The sequence below is a fragment of the Kordia jejudonensis genome, assembly GCF_001005315.1.
Classification (GTDB): Bacteria; Bacteroidota; Bacteroidia; order Flavobacteriales; family Flavobacteriaceae; genus Kordia; species Kordia jejudonensis.
This window is the reverse complement of sequence record NZ_LBMG01000038.1, coordinates 35431-55890: the sequence shown is the minus strand read 5'-3', so window position 1 is coordinate 55890 and position 20460 is coordinate 35431. Positions and strand designations below refer to the sequence as shown.

The following is a 20460-nucleotide window of genomic DNA, read 5'->3' as shown; positions in this document are numbered from 1 at the left end:
CATATAAAATGCACTAGAAATGGATAATGATAATTTGATACAAAAATGGCTAAATGAGGAGCTTTCAGAATCTGAATTGAAAGATTTTGAACAGAGTGCTGATTTTGAATATTATCAGTCTATTGTAGAAAATGCAAAAAAATTTAAAGCTTCAAATTTTCAAACCGTTGATGATTTTGAAACTTTCAAGGCTAACAAATTATCATCGCAAACACAAAAACGAAATTTTTCAAGAATTTTTATGCCGATTTTAAAAATGGCAGGTGTCTTTGTAGTTTTATTTGGACTATATACACTCTTTTTTAATAACAGCCTTATAACTATTACAACTGTAGCTAGTGAAAAAACTACTATTCTATTACCTGATACCTCTGAAATTGTGCTCAACGCTGAATCATCAATTAAATATGACAAAGAGAATTGGAACAATCAGCGAATGGTACAATTAAATGGAGAAGCCTTTTTTAAAGTTGCCAAAGGAGAAACATTTGATGTGATTGCACAAAAAGATACTATTCGTGTGGTAGGAACGCAGTTTAATGTAAAAAAGCGAACTAACTATTTTGAAGTAACGTGTTATGAAGGCGCAGTAAAAGTTGTAACAGGAACACATCAACGTCTTTTAAAACACGGCGATCAATTGGTGATTCTAAATGATGAATTGATAGAACGAAAATTAAGCGATACAAAACCATACTGGATGCAAAACCTCAGTTCGTTTTCGGCTGTACCGTTGCAAGAAGTCTTTGACGAAATGGAACGCCAATTTAATGTAAAAATTTCTACAGAAAATATGAATGGTCGTCAACTCTTTACAGGAGGTTTTCAACATGATGACCTACAAAAAGCCTTAAAATCAGTTACCGAACCTATGAATTTACGCTTTGAAATAGATACTGAAAAAAGTGTAATCGTATATGAAGTTAACCAATAACATATATACATTTCTTATTATTTTGCTCTTTGCTACATACAGTTTTGGGCAAAATAGTATCGCTCCTGATAAGAAAGAATCGCTGATTGCGGTTTTAGAAAATGTAAAGAAAAAATTTGAGGTTGAATTTAATTATTCACAAGAACAACTCAAAGAAGTCAGTGTCACAACTCCTGATTTTTCAACATCACTTTCCAACATATTACTACAACTTGAAAGAGAAACAAAGTTTACTTTCCAACAAATGGACAGTCGCTTTATTATTGTGAAGTTAAAAAAAGGGGTAATTGTTTGTGGTTTTTTAAAAAATAAAGACACAAATGTTCCCATTGAATCAGCAACCATTCAAGGCTTGACAAACGCCACTACAAGTGATGAAAATGGTTTTTTTCGTTTACAAATTTCTTCTCCGAAAGAATTGATTACTATACGACATATATCTTATAAAACCATACAACGCATTAGTGAAAATTTTACTGAAAATGGATGCGGAAGCGTATATCTTATCCAGCAAGCAGAATCGCTCTCTAGTGTCATTATATCTAACTATATAGCATCAGGAATTAGCAAACTTAGCAATGGTTCGTTCACATTAAATTTTAAGAATTTTGATTTGTTGCCAGGAATGATAGAGAATGATGTATTGCAAGCTGTGCAAGCGTTTCCTGGTATTCAAAGTACTAATGAAACAGTATCTAATTTGAATATTCGTGGTGGAACTCACGATCAAAACCTGATTAAATGGGATGGTATCAAAATGTATCAATCGGGACATTTTTTTGGGTTGATTTCGATGTACAATCCTCAAATTACCCAAAAAGTTCAACTCTTAAAAAATGGTACAGATATAAGTGAAACAGATGGTGTTTCGGGTACGATAGCTATGGAAACAGCCAAAAATATTTCAACAACTTTTAAAGGAAGTGTAGGAGTAAATTTTACGGATGCGAATGTATTTTTTGATACGCCACTTGGTAAAAAATCATCTATACAAATTGCAGCTCGGAAATCAATTAATGATCTGATAGAAACGCCCGCATACAATGCCTATTTTGAGCAAATAGAACAGGATACCGAAGTAGCAGAAAATCAAGAAAATATTATCAATTCTGATAAGGGCTTTGATTTTTATGATACTTCTTTTCGTTGGTTGTATAACATAGATGATCGTAATGAATTACGATTGAATGGAATTTTTGTTTCTAATACATTAAGTTTTACCGAAACATTAGTAACAGGTACTATTGAAGATTCCAGAGAAAGTAACTTGGAACAAAAAAGTTTTGGTGCAGGATTGTATTTTAAAAATAATTGGAGAGACAAACTGTTTACAACACTTGAAATTTACGAATCAGACTATAAGCTAAGAGCTATAAACGCTAATCTGTTAGATTCACAACGTTTTTTACAAGAAAATAAAGTTTCAGAAACCAGTGCAAAATTAAAATTGAATTATTTGTACAATGATAATTTTACCATCAATGCAGGATATCATTTTGTAGAAACAGAAGTGACCAATTTGGACGATATTGACATTCCTTTGATTCGTTTGTTACTATCGGAAGTGTTGCGTACGCATGCTTTCTTTTCAGGAATTAACTATAACTCAAATGATAAAAACACACAAATCAGTTTTGGAGGACGTTATAACTATTTAGATAAGTTTAAAAAGCATATCATTGAACCAAGATTTAGTTTGAGTCATACGTTTTTGGATGATTTTATTGTGGAAGCACAAGCAGAATTTAAACATCAAAACACCTCACAAATTGTGAACTTTCAAAATGATTTTTTGGGTATTGAAAAAAGACGTTGGCAATTATCGAATGATAGCGATATTCCTGTACTTACCAGCAAACAACTATCGGTTGGACTTAACTATCAAAAAAATAATTGGTTGGCAAGTGTTGAAGGGTATTTTAAAGAAGTTGATGGAATTACCACACAAAGTCAAGGTTTTCAAAATCAATATGAATTTACAAAAGCAAGTGGACAGTATGGTGTTTATGGAATTGATATGCTACTTAGAAAAAAACTAGACAACTTAAATATGTGGCTTAGTTATTCGTATATGAACAATGAATACACGTTCAAGTCATTAGAAGCAAATCCGTTTGCTAGTAACTATGATATCACTCATTCGGTAACTTCTGGGATTACTTATTCTTATAATTCTTTAAAATTAGGCTTAGGACTAAATTGGAGAACAGGAAAACCAATAACGATGCCTATTGTTGGAAACGAAATCTCAAACGGAGAAATCAACTACGAACAAGTAAATACTTCACGATTAGAAGATTATCTCCGATTAGACTTTTCAGCTAAATATGCGTACCAATTATCAGAAAAGATGCGATTAGATTTTGCATTTGCACTCTGGAATGTACTAAATACTAACAATCAAATAGAAAAATATTACCGAATTAATTCACAAGATACTGTTTCTGATATACAGCGTTTTTCACTAGGTATGACACCTAATTTTTCGTGTAGGTTGTATTTTAATTAAATTCATTACCTCTTGGTGAACATTACTAAAACTCTTAGATGCTCGAACTCACTCTACATAAACATTTACATTTAAGGATTCTGTAGATAGTAGCGTAATTAATAACTATATTAATCGCAGTGTACATTAATACTTTCTTAAGAATACATTTAGATTTATACACTATATTTATCTATAATTTTTTTTAAAATGAAAATTCTCATAGCAGAAGATGAAATAGAATTACAGCAATCTATTGTTACTTTTTTAAAAAGAGAGAATAATGTGTGTGAAGTCGCTTCTGATTATGAAGAAGCGATTTATAAAGCGTCATTATACGAATATGATATTGCGGTAATAGATATTAATCTTATTACAGGAAGTGGTTTAGATGTTATCAAATTACTGAAAGATAAAAATAATAATACGGGCATTATAATCATTTCAGCTAACAGTTCTTTGGACGACAAATTACTAGGATTAGATTTAGGAGCAGACGATTATATGACAAAACCCTTTCATCTAGCGGAACTAAATTCGCGTATAAAAGCAATATTTAGAAGACGGAAACAAAATGGTGGGGAACATATAATCTTTAATGAAATTAAAATGAATACTGACGCTAGGACAGTTTTTGTAAATAATAATTCAATTCAGTTAACCCGAAAAGAATATGATTTATTATTATTTTTTATTACCAATAAGGAAAGAGTTCTTTCAAAAGAAACCATCGCAGAACATTTATGGGGAGATCAAAGTGATTTATTAGACAATTTTGATTTTATTTATGTACATATTAATAACTTGCGAAAAAAAATAAGTACTGCTGGAGCAAAGTACATAAAAACCGCTTACGGTAGCGGATATAAATTTACTGAAAACTCATAATTTGGAAACACATCAAGACAAAATAAAGCTTCTAAAAAAAATTGCAAAAAGCTACATTCAGTTCGGATTAGTTCTTGCTTTATTATGTCTTATTTCCTTATACTTTATTACAAATGCTATTATTAAAGATGAGACTGATGAAGGTCTTTATTCATCTACTCATAGAATAGAGGAACTCTTAAAACAAAACAAAACAGTAACTTCTTTGAGTCCTTTATTTGAAGTTAGTGAAGTCAGTGAAATTAAACCACAATCAATTGGTTATGTAGTTCTTTATGATGCTTCTCAAAATGAAGATGAAGAATTTCGTGAGTTAAATACATTTATAAAAGTAAATAATGTTAACTATAAAATTACAGTTAGGACTCTTGTAGTAGAATCTGAAGATATATTAATCTCAATCTTGATTGCATTTGCTATCATATTTTTTGTGATGTACTTAGCTCAATACTTTTATACTAACTACATAAATAAAATAATATGGAAGCCATTTTTTGAAAATTTGGAAGCAATCAAAGCATTTTCTGTTAAGTCAAAATCAAAAATTGAATTGAAGGATTCTGATATCTTAGAGTTTGTTGAACTTAATGACAATTTAAAATCATTAACAGAAAAGGTTATTTCAGATTATGAAAACTTAAAACAATTCACTGAAAATGTCTCTCATGAAGTTCAAACTCCTTTAGCCATTATCCAAGCCAAAATTGAAAACTTGATAGACAATTCCAGTGTTTTAAGTGAAAGAGACACAATTACATTAAATGATATACAGCGAAATGTAAGACGATTATCAAAACTTAATAAAAGTCTTATTTTACTAACTAAAATTGATAATCAACAATTTTCAGAAACAGAAAGTATCAATCTTAATGAGCGTGTATCATCAATTATAGAAGCGGTTGAAGAAATAGCTAAAAGTAAAAAAATACTAATTTCTTACAAGGAGCGCGATATAGTTACACTATTAATGAATAAAACCTTGTTGGATGTTTTAATTTCAAATTTAATAGGTAATGCAATTAAATACACCGCTGAAAATGGAAAAATAGTTATTTCGATTACCGAGAATAATTTATCCATAAGTAATAGTGGAACTGAAATCTTACATGCACCTGAAAAAATATTTCAACGCTTTTACAAAGAAAACAATAACACTCAATCTTTAGGGTTAGGGTTGGCTATCGTCAAAAAAATTTGTGACTATCATAAAATGTCAATTCAATACCATTTTAAAGACAGTATGCACCAATATACATTCTCTTATAATTCACTTTAGATTTCCTTTAAATAGTCTTTAGATTCTAAAATTAATTTTGCCTCTGAATTTGTATAGTTAATTTAAGAACGTATGAAAATAATTAATAAGGTTTGGACTCTAGCTTTGATTCTAGCCTTTTCAACACACCTATGTAATTCTCAAGTTAAAGACTCGCTCTCTTTTATTAAATCCAAAAGAATGTCTGATGATGATTTGGCTAAAAAAAAGGAAGGAACTTTTTTTACTGGAATTCCAGACTTTTCTTCTGACCCAATCACTGGCTTTGGTTTTGGAGTAAGAGGTAATGTTTATTGGAATGGGACACGAGACAACGAATTGTTTGCGTACACACCTTATCTAGCGAAACTGAAAGCAAATGTGGCTTATTATACTTCAAACGCTAGAGAATTGACTTTATCTTTAGATGTACCTTATTACAAAGGTTCTCGTTGGAGATTTAAGGTAGATGTTAAAATACAGCAGAATCCTGCTAATCTCTATTTTGGACTTACAGAAGCAACCTTAAACCCTTTAAGATTGCCATCATCACAAAATGGAGAAACATTCAGCACCTATGCTGATTATGATAGAGCTAGAAAAAGATTACGTCCAGGGCAAAATGGAGAAGCAGATTTTGTAACCGATGCCTTGTCTAACCGTTTTCGTGAAACAGAATATATGCTTAATTTGAAGGCAGATTATGCTCTTGGTAATGGAAAATGGCGTATTATGGGAGGATATGAAATACAAAATTTAAAGTATAAAACTTTTGAAGGAAAGGAAGCAGACGCAATAGACCCAAATACAGGAAATACTATTCAGGCACCAAATGGTGTTTCACTATTACGGAGAGATTTTGAACAAAATAAAATATCAGGATTAGATGGTGGTTGGGTATCTATATTACAGACTGCGTTAATATATGATACTAGAGATTTTGAACCAGATCCAACAAAAGGATTTTATTTTGAAATCGCAAATGAATATTCAAGTAATATCATTGGTTCTGAATTCAATTTCAATAAATTATTCATTCAAGGTAGATATTACAAAAAGATACCGTTCGGCAAGCGTACAGTATTTGCAAGTAGATTGGGTATAGGTAATATTTTTGGCAGTAATGCTCCATTTTTTGAATTTCAAGATCAATGGAGTCCAGACGGAAGTATTAATGCGCTTGGAGGTAAACAATCGCTACGTGGTTATAGAGCCAATAGGTTTTTGGCAAGATCACTATGGTTTGCAAATTTTGAACTACGTTATAGATTTACTGAATTCTCTATAGGAAAACAGCGTTTAGCTTTTGGTGTGGCTCCCTTTTTTGATGCAGGAACCGTTAGAGACAAATGGCAAAACTTAAATTTTAGTAAAATTAAAACATCTTACGGAGCAGGTTTACGTGTAGCTTGGAATCAGTCTACCATAATTTCTTTTGATTATGGTAAATCTAAAGAGGATGGACTATTTTATATAGGCATAGGACAAGTTTTCTAATTTTACATTACTTCAAAAAACTTTTTTGATAAACTTTAGATTTCCTTTAAATAGTCTTTAGAATTTAGTAATAACTTACCTTTTATAAAATAAAGAATTTATGAAAATAAAATTACTTACAAATGTATTTATATGTTTACTATTTTTATCATGCGATGAAAAAGAAGTTAAGCAAACTAACGCCCCTAAAACAGTTCAAGAAGCTTTCTTATCAAAGTTTCCTAGTGCTACCAAAATAGAATGGGAAAAAGAAAACGATACAGAATGGGAAGCAGAATTTGAAATGAATACTACGAAATATTCAGCTAATTTTGGATTAGATGGTTCATGGAGAGAAACCGAACATGAGATAGAGGTTTCAGAAATCTCTAAAGAAATTCTGAGTAATTTAAAAGCAGAATTTCCGAACTATAACATAGACGAAATAGAAATTTCTGAAACACCTTCTGTAACATTGTATGAGTTTAGCTTAAAGAAAGGTGATGCTGAGTTAGAAGTTTCTATTAATCTTGAAGGCAAGATAGTTGGCACTATTAAAGAAGATTAATAGATAAATTTGATATTTGGTGCTTTTAAATATTAGCATCAAATATCAAAATCATCTAGTTTAGGATATAAAGTATTTAAAATTTACAAGAATCCTTTATTTTTCATAGATACTCATACTTTCCTCATAAATTGGACTTTCAACTGATAATAGGTCTAAGACAGTATGAAATATGTTGTGTTGTGAATATTCTTGATCCTCTTTTATTATTTTAGATGTATTAGATGACCATACAATAAAAGGAATGTCTAATTGTTCTGTCGGAGCTATACTTGATGGTATTCCATGCATGTAAAGATTATTTTCACCTAATGACTCTCCATGATCAGAAATGTATATCATAGATGACTCATATTTTTCTATCTTTTTCAATTGTTCAATTAAAGTCGCTAATATATAATCAGTATAAAGAATCGTATTATCATACGCATTTATAAGTTCTTGTTGAGTACAATTAGCTAATTCTACACTTTTACATACTGGACTAAATTTTTCAAACTGTTTCGGATACTTTTTGTAGTATGTTGGACCGTGACTTGTATTTGTATGTAAGACAATGAGAATTTTATTTTTCTCACTATTTTCTATCTCTTGCTGTAAATCTTTTAATAATATTTCATCGTAACCACAAATTTCACCTTCACAGTTTTGTCTTAAAAAATCTTTGTTTTGAAAACTTTTTACTTTTATTGTAGGTTCTCCCCAATTAGTAGTTTTCCATATAACATCTACACCATTCCTGTACAAGTAATTTGGTAATATTTCATAAAGTTTTCCTGTGTTCTCATGTTCTAAGATACATTTAAGACCAGCAGTTGTATATGTAGCACAAGATTGAGTTTTAAAATGGTTTACATTATCAATATTAGAAAGTAAAGGGTTTGTGTTTCTATCATATCCATATAAGGAAAAATTACTACTTCTAGCGGATTCTCCAATAACCAGTACAACAATTGATTTTGTGGAATCTTTTATAGTAGCATTTGGCAATAAAATTTGTTTTTCATTTTTCTTATTGATATGACTGTAGTATCTAAAAGTATTAACAACATAAGACCACGGCATAGTAGTAGCACCTAAAGTTTTTGAATTTTTATCAATCCAAAGCCAATTAGATGAGTTTACATACGCTAAGGTTCCAAGCAGTAGTAACGTTACAACAGAATTTAACGCAAATATTTTAATTTTAGGGATTATGATATCCGCCTTGTATATGAAGATACTTGGTATGATTCCAAGAATAATCAGATATAAAAATAAGTTGAATGACAAAAAACTTGTAGATTCTTCATAATTAGTATTGAGTATATTACCAATCATAGTCCTGTCCAAAATAACTCCATAAGTATTTATAAAATACACTGCAACGGCACTAATATTAAATAGTAATATAATTAAATACTTACCAACAACTCGCATTAAATAAATACCAATATAAAAGGCAAACGCATTTAATAATATCGAAGCAACTATTAGACTAAGAAGAAATAATACGCCATTAAAACTTCCAATATTCTTATTTGCGAAAACAAACTTGAAAAAAGGATATTGATAGAGAATTAAATTAATAAAGCTTACAAATAGCGCAAAGTAACTTAATTTAATTTTTTTTGACATATTCCTTTGTTATTGAGAAAAAAGTAAACATTAATGCTATTAAAGAAAAATAAAATATTGGAATATTATGTTTTACAGTTTTCATAAGAATCAAGTAAAACCAATACATTAAAATTAAAAAAATAATTGGATAATATTTTTTTAATTTCATCCAGTACAACCAACTGATATTTCTATTCAAATTAATACCAATAACAGCAATAATAAAACCCAAACAAGCTCCAAAGAGGACATCTCCAGGATAGTGCGCTCCAACAGCAACTCTTGAAAGACCAATAATACAAGCGATTGTAATTAAAAAAAGTGTCCAATAAATTCTATGCACCATTTTTTTTGGCATGAACGCAAACAATAAAATAGTTATAATCATAAACGCGGTCATTGCGTGTCCAGATGGTAATGAAGTATGTAAAATATTTGGTCTTCCCATAATAGTGAATGTATCCATGTCCATTACGGCTGCGGGTCTGGGAACTGCTAATATATGTTTAAGAATGGCTGATGTAATTAATGTGAGTATGGATGAAGTCAATAAAGCTTCCCAAAGTTTTGGTGCAACAAAAAGAAATATAAAAATAAATGGAAACATTACTCTTGCATCTCCTAAATATGTCACATTATATGCTAGATTTGGATACGTTGATAAGATTTCATTTAGCTCTAAAAACATATCTTTTTGTGAATCAACATAGGTGCTTACAAAAGAACCATCAAATGAAAATAAATAATAACTAAAGAATATTAGTAATAATAAAAATGGTACTATTACTAAATTCAAACTTACTTTTTTAAAATTTTGGATAACGATACTATCAGTTTTGATTTTATCTCTTATGGAGGTATCTAATGCTATACTGTTTATCATAAAATTGACTTCAGAATCAAGTTAATAAAGGGGAACATTGTAGTTGTAATGTTTAACTTTTACGCCAATTTATAGTCGAATTCTAAAGAAAACTTAAAGATTTTTTGATCATTTTTTTCTTTAGAATTAATTAAGATTTCAATAGTAATTTCGGAAGTTTTATATCAAGATTCAAAGTCATTTACAAGATGGTATCATCTGTAAAATATTCAAATATAAAATTGTATTGATAAAAATTCACTTCATAGTTAATCCAATTGCAGGATCTGGTCGCAATACTATTTCTAAAAAAATTCTCCAAGATTATTTTGAGGTAGAAATGTTTGATATTTGTATAAAATTTTCAAATTACAAAGGGCACTCAGTTGATTTAACTAAAGAATCAGTACATCAAAAAGTTGATATTATTGTAGCTTGTGGTGGTGATGGAACCATTAATGAAGTTGCTTCTGTTCTTGTAGGAACTTCTATTCTATTTGGAATAGTCCCTAAAGGATCAGGAAACGGTTTAGCGTCTCATTTAGGTATTCCGAAAAATATTAATAAAGCGTTAAACAAAATAAGAAATGGCGAAATTTCTAAAATAGATGCAGGTTGTGTAAATAAACGTTATTTTTTTAGTAATACAGGTTTTGGCTTTGACGCTAATGTCATACAAAACTATGAAGCTCTCAACAGAAGAACACTTTATTGCTATTTAAAAGCGACTGTTCAGTCTTTTCTCAAATACAATAAAAGAAAAGAAGTTATCATAAACATTGACGGTAATTACGAATTAATGAACCCTTTCCTCATTTTTATTTCTAATTCTAATCAACTAGGCTATAATTTTAGTTTAACTCCTTCTGCATCCTTGCAAGATGGACTTTTAGATATCGTTATAGTTCCCAAAATTAGTAGGCTGAAAATTCTTTTGTTTGGTTTTTATTTACTCATCAAAAAACCAAGATTATTTAAAGAAGCTAAGTATTATAGATCATCATCAATCTTTCTAGCAATGAAAAAAGGTGAGTTTTTTTCTTCCCAAATAGATGGCGAATTTTCAATAATAGAAAATAATATATTATTAATTGACATTAAGAAAAATGCACTAAATGTGATAATGTAAAATATACTTTATTGAAAAGACTTTAAATTTTCTTAAGATTTCCAATATAAATTTACAATATAACCCCCAGATTATACCCTTTAATGAAATGTAAGCTTATAAAGACTTTATTATTATGCTTTTTTTTAAGTATCTATCCTGCTGATCTTACAGCGCAAGATACCAGTGAAACAAAACCAAAAGCAGGAACAACACAAACAATTGGAGATGTAATTTTAATAAGTCTTCCATTAGCATCTGTGAGTACTTCATTCATTATAGGAGATAATAAAGGAGCTTGGCAATTCACTAAAGGATTTTTGTTGACTACAGGAATGACTTACGCCTTAAAACTTAGTATCAATAAACAACGACCAGATATGAGTAATGATAATTCATTTCCTTCTGGTCATACTTCCATAACTTTTCATAGTGCAGGATACATCCACAGACGCTATGGTTTTAAATACAGCATACCCGCGTATGCACTAGCAGGATTTACAGCAGCAAGCAGAATAGACTCAAATAAGCATGATCTATTAGATGTCATTGCAGGCTCTATTATTGGACTAGGAAGTAATTTGTTGTTTACTACTGAATATCAACAAAAACACATGGAACTCACTTTTAAGAGTGATGAAAAAGGCTTTCTCGTTGGCTTTACGTATAAATTTTAATTCACATAGTTAATTTAATGAAGAGAATATTTTTTTTATTGATAATGGTTACTACACCATTAGTTATGTTGGCACAAGATTTTGACTCTCCATCTGAAATAAGGAGAGAAACAAACCTAGAATTAGCTGGAGATTATTTACAGCACTTACCCGCTCTAACATCTTTAGTCGTTATTATTGCTGAAAAAGATAAAAAAGGATTTTGGCAATTCACAAAATCTTATGGTACGACACTTGGATTGACCTATATATTAAAATATGCAATAGACAAACCAAGACCTGATGGAAGAACTGATGGAAAAGCTTTCCCTTCTGGACATACATCTGTCGCTTTTTCAGGGGCTTCTTTTTTACAAAGACGTTATGGTTGGGGCTATGGAATTCCTGCCTATGCAGTTGCAGGATTTGTAGCATATAGTAGAATCGAAGGTATTAATGACAGGCACGATGGATGGGACATTTTAGGAGGAATAGTTGTTGGTATTGGAAGTACGTACTTATTTACAACTCCTTATCAAAGAGAACATTTCGAGTTAACTTTTAATAGCGGAGAAGGAAATTATATGCTTGGGTTTAAATATAAATTCTAATGATAAACACGGAATTAATAGTGAAATGAATAAAATTTTAAATATTAATGGATTTAAAAAATCAAGCTAGAGTAGTATATCCTTAACTAAATGAATGTAAAAAAACTTATAACTAATATTATTTTTTTCATTTCAACTGTAGGCTTCGCGCAACATAAAATAATTATGAAAGCGGAGCTTGACTCTGTTACGAATACTATCAAAATCAATCAGAAGTTAGTATATCTCAATACTTCAAAAGATACCTTATCTACTATTTTATTGCTTGATTGGGCAAATAGTTACTCCGATAAAGAAACTCCTCTAGCTGTGCGTTTTGCTGAAGATTTCAGACGTAACTTTCATTTTGCAGGATATAAAACACGTGGTTTCACTGAAATTAATTCAATTTTTAATAATACTAAAGACTCATTGACTTGGAAAAGATTTAATGATATTCAAGATATTTTAGAAATTAATTTATCTAAACCTTTACATCCTAAAGATAGTACTATTGTCAATTTATCATATTCGATAAAGCTTCCACATTATAAGTTTACGGGAAATGGATATACAAATGAAAAAAATTACAATCTAAGACATTGGTATTTAATTCCTGCTGTTTATAATTCAAAATGGGAGATATATAGTAATAAAGACTTATTTGATTTTTATGCTCCTCTGATAAACTATGAGATTGATTTAAAAATTCCAAATGGATATAATTTGGCTTCTGAAATGATGCAAGATGAACAAGTTACCAAAAATAAAAAAGAGATTTTTTTACGTGGAAATAATCTCAGAGACGTAAAATTATATATCCAAAAAATATCGAATTTTTATAATGTAAAAACAGGTGAATTTGAATTAGTAACAAACATTAATTCAGGTAAAACAAATACTTCTACAAAATATAAAGTAGCAAATAAAATTGGGGATTTTTTAAAAAATAATTTAGGAGATTTGTCTACGGATAAACTAATAATTTCAAGTATAGACCAACGTAAAAACCCTGTTTATGGTTTTAATCAGCTTCCCCAAAAACTACGACCGTTTTCTGATGAGTTTCAGTTTGAAATTTCATTACTAAAAAGTACGATTGACGCTGTTTTGAAAAAAACGTTGGTCATAAACCCAAGAACCGAAAAATGGGTGACAGATGGGATATTAGTGTATTTAATGATGAAATACATAAACGACAATTATCCTGAAATGAAACTGGGCGGAGCTTTGACAGAAGTAATAGGTTTAAGATGGTTTCATGCCGCAGATTTGTATTTTAACGATCAATATTATCTAGGATATAAAAACATGGCTAGACTTTTTATAGATCAACCATTAAAAACTCCAAGAGACTCTTTACTCAAATTTAATTATAATATTACTAATACATATAAAGCTGGACTAGGCTTAAAATATCTTGAAGATTATTTGGAAGATAAAACTATTAGCAAAAGTATTAAGCAATTTTATTCAGGAAATAAATTGAAATTGTCATCTGCTAAACAATTTCAAAAGATAATTGACACGCTAGCAAATAAAAATGTTGATTGGTTTTTTAATGAATTCATTTCTGATAATAAGAAACTAGATTTCAAATTTAAAAATGTAGAAAAAATAGGTGATTCTCTTATAATTACGATAAAAAACAAACGTGAAAATACGATGCCTGTTTCCGTATCTTTAATTAAAGATGATAAAGCAATTTACAAAATATGGATTGATGGTTTTACAGGAAAGAAAACAATAAAAATAAAAAATGACAACGCGGATAAATTAGTTATAGATTACGAAAGAAATATACCTGAGGTTGATCGATCAAATAATTACAAAAATTTAAAGGGATTACTGAATAAACCCTTACAAGTAAGATTACTCCAAGATATTGAAGATCCTAGTAAAAATCAAACTTTTTTTATGCCCATCATTGAATTTGATAATATTTATGATGGGTTAACTTTGGGCGGAAGAATATATAATAGAACACTTTTTAAAGCACCGCTTATATATAAAATTACACCTACTTACGGTTTTAAATCTAATGCTTTAATTGGTTCTGCATCGTTAGTCTTTACGCAACAGATAAAAGAGTATGGTTGGTATTCATATACGATAGGACTTTCTGGAGATAGAACAAGTTATGCTCCAAACTTATTTGCAAATAGTTTCTCTCCCTACATTGATTTCAATTATAGAAGAAAAGATTTAAGAAGTAACTTACGTCAATCAATTATATTAAGGAATGTTGCTATTTCACGAGATGAAAGTTCGGAGCTTCCGCTAGAAACACCCAATTATAGTGTTTTCAATGCTAGATACCTTTTTCGTGACTTCAATTTTTCAAATAGTTTTACGTTTCAGGGAGACTTTGAGCTTTCCAAAAACTTTAGCAAAATATCTGCAACAGTATTTTACAGAAAATTATTTCTTGACAATCGAAAAATTAGCGCAAGGTTGTATTTAGGTACTTTTTTGAATAATAAAACGCAGTCTGACAATAACTTTTTTGACTTTGCACTTGATCGACCTACAGATTATTTATTTGATTACAACTATCTTGGAAGGTCTGAGGATGAAGGTATTGTTTCGCAACAATATATAACGGCAGAGGGAGGATTCAAGTCAATACTTGACACTCGATTTGCAAACCAGTGGATAGCAACGTTAAATGGAGAAGTGAGTATTTGGAATTGGATTCACGCTTATGGAGATATAGGTTACCTAAAAAATAAAGGATTAAAGCCATATTTTGCCCATGATTCAGGTGTTAAGTTGAGTTTGGTTGAGGATTACTTCGAACTCTATTTACCAGTGAGTTCAAACAATGGTTTTGAATTATCGCAATATAAATACACTGATAAAATTCGATTTAAAGTGACCTTAAGTATATCAACACTTATTAAACTATTTACAAGACGTTGGTACTGATAAGTTATAGTAACAAAGTCTAAATTTCTGACACAAGCTAAAACGACAATTATTATTTCAAGAAAATTTACAAAAATTAAGCCTCAAATTTTTTCAAAAAGTCTGCGTTATATTAAAACTCAATTATGAATACAACCCTAATAAGTAAAGCGAAAGAATACTGTTTGGATTTACTGACAAATAGTAAATGTAAGTCATTACCATTTCATAGCTACAAACATACTTTAGAAGTTTTTGAAAATGTACAGGTTATAGGTAAATATGAAAATTTAAACGAAACTGATTTAGAAATTTTGATGTTAGCAGCTTTATTTCACGATACAGGAATGTCGATTGAATTTGATAAACATGAAAATATGAGTGCCAAATATGCGCATGATTTTTTGAGGAATTTAAACTTCTCCAACAAAAAAATAGTTGCAGTTATAAATTGTATTAAAGCTACTGTAATGCCACAGAATCCTAAAACACTTTTAGAATCTATAATCTGCGATGCTGATTTATTACATTTGGCAAGTAAAGAATACTTATTGAAAAATAAGTTGTTAAGAAGCGAGTGGAGTGTATATGCAGGACTTCGGCTTACTGATGAAGAATGGTGTCAGTTAAATATCGACTTCCTTACAAATCATAAGTATCATACCCAGTATGGAAAAAGAGTATTAGAGGAGCTAAAAAAACAAAATATTAGGTTGTTGAAAAATTTAAAAGTTAAAAGTTCTTTACAAGAAAAAAGTTAGTTCTTTAGTTCTACTTCAATCGTAGTCTTATAAAAGTTATTTTCTCATAAATATTAAACTAATCTGTTACAAAATTGGTAATATGTGGTATTGCCATTTAAAGAATAATCAAAGTTTCCAAATATTTTGTAAATGGGTGTGCTGAATTAAATTAGGTAATACGGAATTCACATAATACTCGAAATCAATGAACAGCTATCTTATTAACTTATCTAATGTCTTATAGTTGTAATCTTTAAAAGAATCATCACAATGATAATTTATTCTCAGTAAAAATATTGTGGGGATTAATTTTGAAAACCAACAAGGAACATCATTTTATAGTGTTGTAATTTATTATTCACTAGAGATAAAATTAATATCTAGGCAAATTTGATATTAAACCTATTTCCAATTCATTCGTTGTAGTCTGACTGCATTAAGTATTGCCAATAATGCTACACCAACATCTGCGAAAACTGCTTCCCACATTGTAGCTAAACCACCTGCGCCCAATATAAGTACGATTACTTTTACACCAAATGCTAATACAATATTTTGTAATACTATTTGTCTTGTGGAACGACTAATTTTTATAGCAGTAACAACCTTTGAAGGTTGATCTGTTTGAATAATTACATCTGCGGTTTCAATAGCAACATCACTTCCAAGACCGCCCATTGCTATACCAACACTACTAGCGGCTAACACAGGAGCGTCATTTATACCATCTCCAATAAAAGCTACTCTATTTTCAGAATTTTGCTTGAGCAACTCAACTTCTTCTAATTTATCTTCTGGTAATAAACCACCTTTAGCATTTTCAATATTTAATGTTTTTGCTACTTGTTGGGTAATAGAATTTTTATCACCTGAAAGCATCATAATACTTTTAACACCTACTTTGTGTAATGCCGTGATAGTCTGTTTAGCATCATCTTTCAACTCATCTGCAATAACCACATACCCCGCAAATTTTTTATTTATAGCGACCAATACAATGGATTCTACGATAGACTCAGTTTCAGCGGGAACATCAATACTGTTTGCAGTCATTAACGCCTTGTTTCCTACTAAAACTACTTTACTATTTACAACTCCTTTTAAGCCTTTCCCCGCAATTTCTGAAACTGCTTCTGCTTCAAGTATATTGTTATCTGTTTTATATTCCATAATAGCTTTAGCAATAGGATGCGTGGACTGTTCTTCCATAGCCATTAGATAGTCCATAAATTCAGATTCTTTCCAATCTATGGTTTTTATTTGTTTGATTTTGAAAACACCTTTTGTAACAGTTCCTGTTTTATCCATTACTAGAGTGTTAATTTTGGTCATAGCATCTAAATATGAAGCACCTTTAAAAAGAATCCCATTTTTTGAAGCAGCGCCTAATCCACCAAAGTACCCTAAAGGAATAGAAATAACCAATGCACAAGGGCATGATATAACTAAAAATATTAAGGCTCTATATAACCAGTCTCTAAAGATGTAATCATCTACAAAAAAGTATGGTAGTAAAGTAACTCCAATTGCTAAAAACACTACTATAGGCGTGTATATACGAGCAAACTGTCTGATGAACAATTCTGTTTTTGACTTTCGAGCTGTAGCATTCTGAACCAAATCTAATATTCTTGCTATAGAACTATCTTCAAATTTATTAGTTACTTCAACTTCAATAACATTTTCTAAATTGATACTACCTGCGTAAACTTTGGCTTTCTTTACAATAGAGCTAGGTTTACTTTCCCCAGTTAAAGCTGCTGTATTTAATGATGCTTTATCAGATAATAACATACCATCCAATGGAATTTTCTCCCCAACCCGAACTTGAATTTTTTCACCTATACTAACGTTTTCAGGAGAAATTTTTTTATAGTCACCGTTTCGATAAACATTTGCTTCTTTAGGGCGAACGTCTAACAATGCTTTAATATTTCCTTTTGCTCTATTAACTGCTGCACTTTGAAATAATTCGCCTACTGCATAAAATAGCATTACAGCAACACCTTCTGGATATTCTTCAATAATGAATGCACCGATTGTAGCAATAGACATTAAAAAGAATTCTGTAAATACGTCGCCTTTAATGATACTTCTCCAACCTTCAACTACTACAGGAAGTCCGACAGGTAGGTAAGCGATACCATACCAAATTATCCGAATCCAATCTTTGAAAAATGTTACATCAAAATAGTCGAATCCAATTCCAATAATTAGCATTGTAAAACTTACAATAGCTGGAATATAAGCTTTGAAATTATTTGTGGAACTTCCGTGATTGTGTCCATCATCGTGACTATGTTTACTTTCCATATTCGGTTTTATATCTTTTAAATTAACATTCTTTTTTCTCATTTTTATCAAATAGTTTTTGAATATCATCATCAATAGGCATACGCATTAGTGGTGGTATGTCTGCTCCACCTGTGTTACCAAGTGGCACATGATTAATAAATGATTTCCAGCCACCAACAAGCAGTCTAATAATTTGTCCAAAAACTTCTTTAGTGTTTTTTTGCATCAAACCAAATCTCAACATTAACAAATGCGAATATGTATGTTCAATAGGATATAACTGCCCTATAATATGACTCCTCTCTAAATGATACCAAGCTTTATTAAAGTCTTTATGTTTTAAACTATATCTGTAAGATTTTAATTCTGCTAAATAGGCTAATTTTAAAGGTTTTGGTATTTTCAAATTGAATTTCATATTAAATGATTTTTTACAAAAATACTTTTAAAAATAATGCAAAGGAAGTGCATTTACATACTACTACATTTATTACAAATACCTTTTACCACTAGGTTTACGTTTTCAGAAATAAAACCTTCGGGAACGTTTATTTGAGGGATTTTATGATCTGTTAAGCAGACAGTTTCGTTACAATTACTACAATAGAAATGCAAATGTAAATCGGTTTTAATATCGCAACTACATCCTACTTCACATAAAGCATATTTTATTGTGCCCGTACCATCATCAATTTGATGGACAATATCATTTTCAACAAATGTTTTAATAGTTCTGTAGAGTGTTGTTCTATCCGCTTTTACAAATGCGTTTTCCGTGTCACTCAAAGTTACTGCTACTTTTTTTTCAGCAAGAAACTTATAAATTAATAAGCGCATTGCTGTTATACGTATTTTTTTTGACTCTAATAGTTCTTCAATCGTTTTCATAATTAGTGTGAGTGTTCTGCTTCTCCTTTTTTCATTTCAGCAATTAGATAATAAGCATTGTTATAAGCGAATAGGGTGTTATTTTTAATTTCTTCTACAAAAGTAACTTCTATCCAATCTCCATCTTTTGTTCCTGTAATCACTTCAATAGGTATAAAACTCCATTTGTCATTCTTTTTTGCTACTGTAAAAGCATAAAATTTTTCTCCTTCTTTTATGATAGCATTTTCAGGTAATGCTTTCGTGTAACTTTTATCTACTTGAATTTTACCTTGAATGTACATTCCAGGAATTAAATTTCCTTTTTTGTTTTCTATTTCAGCGTGAACATGAACTGCTTTTGGATTTTCTTCAAAAGTTTTACTAACAGAATATATTTCTGCGGTAAGTTCTGTATCAGGAATTGACTGTACTGAAAAACTTACTTTTTGACCTTTTTTGATCTTAAATACATCTTTTTCAAAAACCATTAAATCCGCATGAATATGATGTGTATTTACAATATCAAACAATTCAGTTTGCGGTGCTACATATTGTCCTGTTTTTACCTCTACTTTTTGAACAAAACCTTCTATTGGACTTCGCAAGGGTACATTTTGTACAATATTTCCGTCACCAACAAAAGTAGCATTGATGTTTAATATTTTTAGTTGAGCAGCCAATCCATTAACCAATGTCATTGATGCTTTGTATTCTGCCTCTGCTTTTTGGAAATTAGCACCAGAGCCAACTCCTGCATCGTATAACTTTTTTTGTCGTTCATAGTTTTTCTTTAAAAAATTACTGTTGCTGTAGGCATTCAAATATTCAGTTTGTCGTTTTATGATATCTGGATGAGATAAATAGGCTACTACTTGCCCTTTGTTAACTTTGTCGCCTTCAATGACTTTAATAGATACAACATTAGCTCCTATTACAGCAGTAATTGCAGCTTCGTTTTGTGGTGGCACTTCTAATGTTCCGTTAGCTTCCACATAGCCACTCATATTTCGTAAAGTAAGTGTATCTATTTTCATTTTCAATGCTTCAAACTGTCTTGCGTTTAGCATTACTTCGTTTTCTTGGTGATCTTCTTCATTATCATTTTTTACTTGCTCGTGTGAATGTCCATCATTTTCAGTATGATTTTCTTTACTATCACAAGACACAATTATTAGTGTTGTAAAAATAAATATGATGTATTTATAGGATATTTTTTTCATT

At 30.2% G+C, this 20460-nt stretch carries 17 protein-coding genes; 11 read left to right on the top strand and 6 right to left on the bottom strand.

What is annotated here, in order from left to right; all coding sequences use genetic code 11:
- Positions 1 to 19: 19 nt before the first annotated feature.
- The 6 genes from AA089_RS17225 (at position 20) to AA089_RS17200 (ending at position 7609) form a co-directional block, all read left to right on the top strand.
- Positions 20 to 934 carry a FecR family protein gene (locus AA089_RS17225; protein WP_046758234.1) on the top strand — a complete coding sequence of 305 codons (915 nt, stop codon included), beginning with the start codon at positions 20 to 22 and terminating at the stop codon, positions 932 to 934.
- A complete protein-coding gene (locus AA089_RS17220; RefSeq protein ID WP_046758233.1) occupies positions 918 to 3443 on the top strand; it encodes a TonB-dependent receptor in 2526 nt (841 codons plus the stop codon). Before AA089_RS17225 ends, AA089_RS17220 begins: the two co-directional genes overlap by 17 nt.
- 189 nt (positions 3444 to 3632) lie before the next feature.
- On the top strand, positions 3633 to 4310 hold the full coding sequence (locus AA089_RS17215; protein WP_046758232.1) for a response regulator transcription factor: 678 nt from the start codon (positions 3633 to 3635) through the stop codon (positions 4308 to 4310).
- 1 nt (position 4311) lies between these two features.
- Positions 4312 to 5586, top strand: a complete 1275-nt coding sequence (locus tag AA089_RS17210; RefSeq protein ID WP_046758231.1) for a sensor histidine kinase — start codon at positions 4312 to 4314, stop codon at positions 5584 to 5586.
- A gap of 72 nt (positions 5587 to 5658) precedes the next feature.
- Positions 5659 to 7062 (top strand): Omp85 family outer membrane protein, encoded by a 1404-nt coding sequence (gene omp85 / locus AA089_RS17205; protein ID WP_046758230.1) that lies wholly within the window; start codon positions 5659 to 5661, stop codon positions 7060 to 7062.
- Between the two features lie 100 nt (positions 7063 to 7162).
- Entirely contained in the window at positions 7163 to 7609 is a 447-nt protein-coding gene (locus AA089_RS17200; RefSeq protein WP_046758229.1) for a PepSY-like domain-containing protein, read from the top strand.
- Positions 7610 to 7705: 96 nt separating this feature from the next.
- On the opposite strand, the gene eptA is transcribed toward AA089_RS17200, so the two are convergent.
- Entirely contained in the window at positions 7706 to 9226 is a 1521-nt protein-coding gene (eptA, locus tag AA089_RS17195) for a phosphoethanolamine--lipid A transferase EptA (protein ID WP_046758228.1), read from the bottom strand.
- Positions 9210 to 10091: a phosphatase PAP2 family protein gene (locus tag AA089_RS17190; protein ID WP_046758227.1), complete on the bottom strand. Its 882-nt coding sequence runs from the start codon at positions 10089 to 10091 to the stop codon at positions 9210 to 9212. Before AA089_RS17190 ends, eptA begins: the two co-directional genes overlap by 17 nt.
- A 226-nt stretch (positions 10092 to 10317) precedes the next feature.
- Here AA089_RS17190 and AA089_RS17185 point away from each other — a divergent pair, with 226 nt between their 5' ends.
- From AA089_RS17185 to AA089_RS17165, 5 genes are all read left to right on the top strand, one after another.
- A complete protein-coding gene (locus tag AA089_RS17185) occupies positions 10318 to 11199 on the top strand; it encodes a diacylglycerol/lipid kinase family protein (RefSeq protein WP_046758226.1) in 882 nt (293 codons plus the stop codon).
- Positions 11200 to 11282: 83 nt separating this feature from the next.
- Complete coding sequence (locus AA089_RS17180; protein WP_082113307.1) at positions 11283 to 11855, top strand: phosphatase PAP2 family protein; 573 nt, start codon at positions 11283 to 11285, stop codon at positions 11853 to 11855.
- A 17-nt stretch (positions 11856 to 11872) separates the two neighbouring features.
- On the top strand, positions 11873 to 12445 hold the full coding sequence (locus AA089_RS17175) for a phosphatase PAP2 family protein (protein ID WP_046758225.1): 573 nt from the start codon (positions 11873 to 11875) through the stop codon (positions 12443 to 12445).
- 165 nt (positions 12446 to 12610) lie between these two features.
- Positions 12611 to 15352, top strand: a complete 2742-nt coding sequence (locus tag AA089_RS17170; RefSeq protein ID WP_156169076.1) for a gluzincin family metallopeptidase — start codon at positions 12611 to 12613, stop codon at positions 15350 to 15352.
- A 125-nt stretch (positions 15353 to 15477) separates the two neighbouring features.
- A complete protein-coding gene (locus tag AA089_RS17165) occupies positions 15478 to 16092 on the top strand; it encodes an HD domain-containing protein (RefSeq protein WP_046758223.1) in 615 nt (204 codons plus the stop codon).
- Positions 16093 to 16476: 384 nt separating this feature from the next.
- Here the strand turns inward: AA089_RS17165 and AA089_RS17160 are convergent, their stop codons facing one another.
- Genes AA089_RS17160 through AA089_RS17145 form a run of 4 tightly spaced genes read right to left on the bottom strand, consistent with a single transcriptional unit; the run spans position 16477 to position 20459 of the window.
- Complete coding sequence (locus tag AA089_RS17160) at positions 16477 to 18429, bottom strand: heavy metal translocating P-type ATPase (protein ID WP_046758222.1); 1953 nt, start codon at positions 18427 to 18429, stop codon at positions 16477 to 16479.
- The gene (locus AA089_RS17155; RefSeq protein ID WP_046758221.1) at positions 18410 to 18787 is read right to left on the bottom strand and encodes a DUF3703 domain-containing protein; all 378 of its coding nucleotides are present in this window, start codon (positions 18785 to 18787) and stop codon (positions 18410 to 18412) included. Before AA089_RS17155 ends, AA089_RS17160 begins: the two co-directional genes overlap by 20 nt.
- 53 nt (positions 18788 to 18840) lie before the next feature.
- Positions 18841 to 19257, bottom strand: a complete 417-nt coding sequence (locus tag AA089_RS17150; RefSeq protein ID WP_046758220.1) for a Fur family transcriptional regulator — start codon at positions 19255 to 19257, stop codon at positions 18841 to 18843.
- Positions 19258 to 19259: 2 nt separating this feature from the next.
- Positions 19260 to 20459 (bottom strand): efflux RND transporter periplasmic adaptor subunit, encoded by a 1200-nt coding sequence (locus AA089_RS17145; protein WP_046758219.1) that lies wholly within the window; start codon positions 20457 to 20459, stop codon positions 19260 to 19262.
- Position 20460 lies beyond the last annotated feature (1 nt).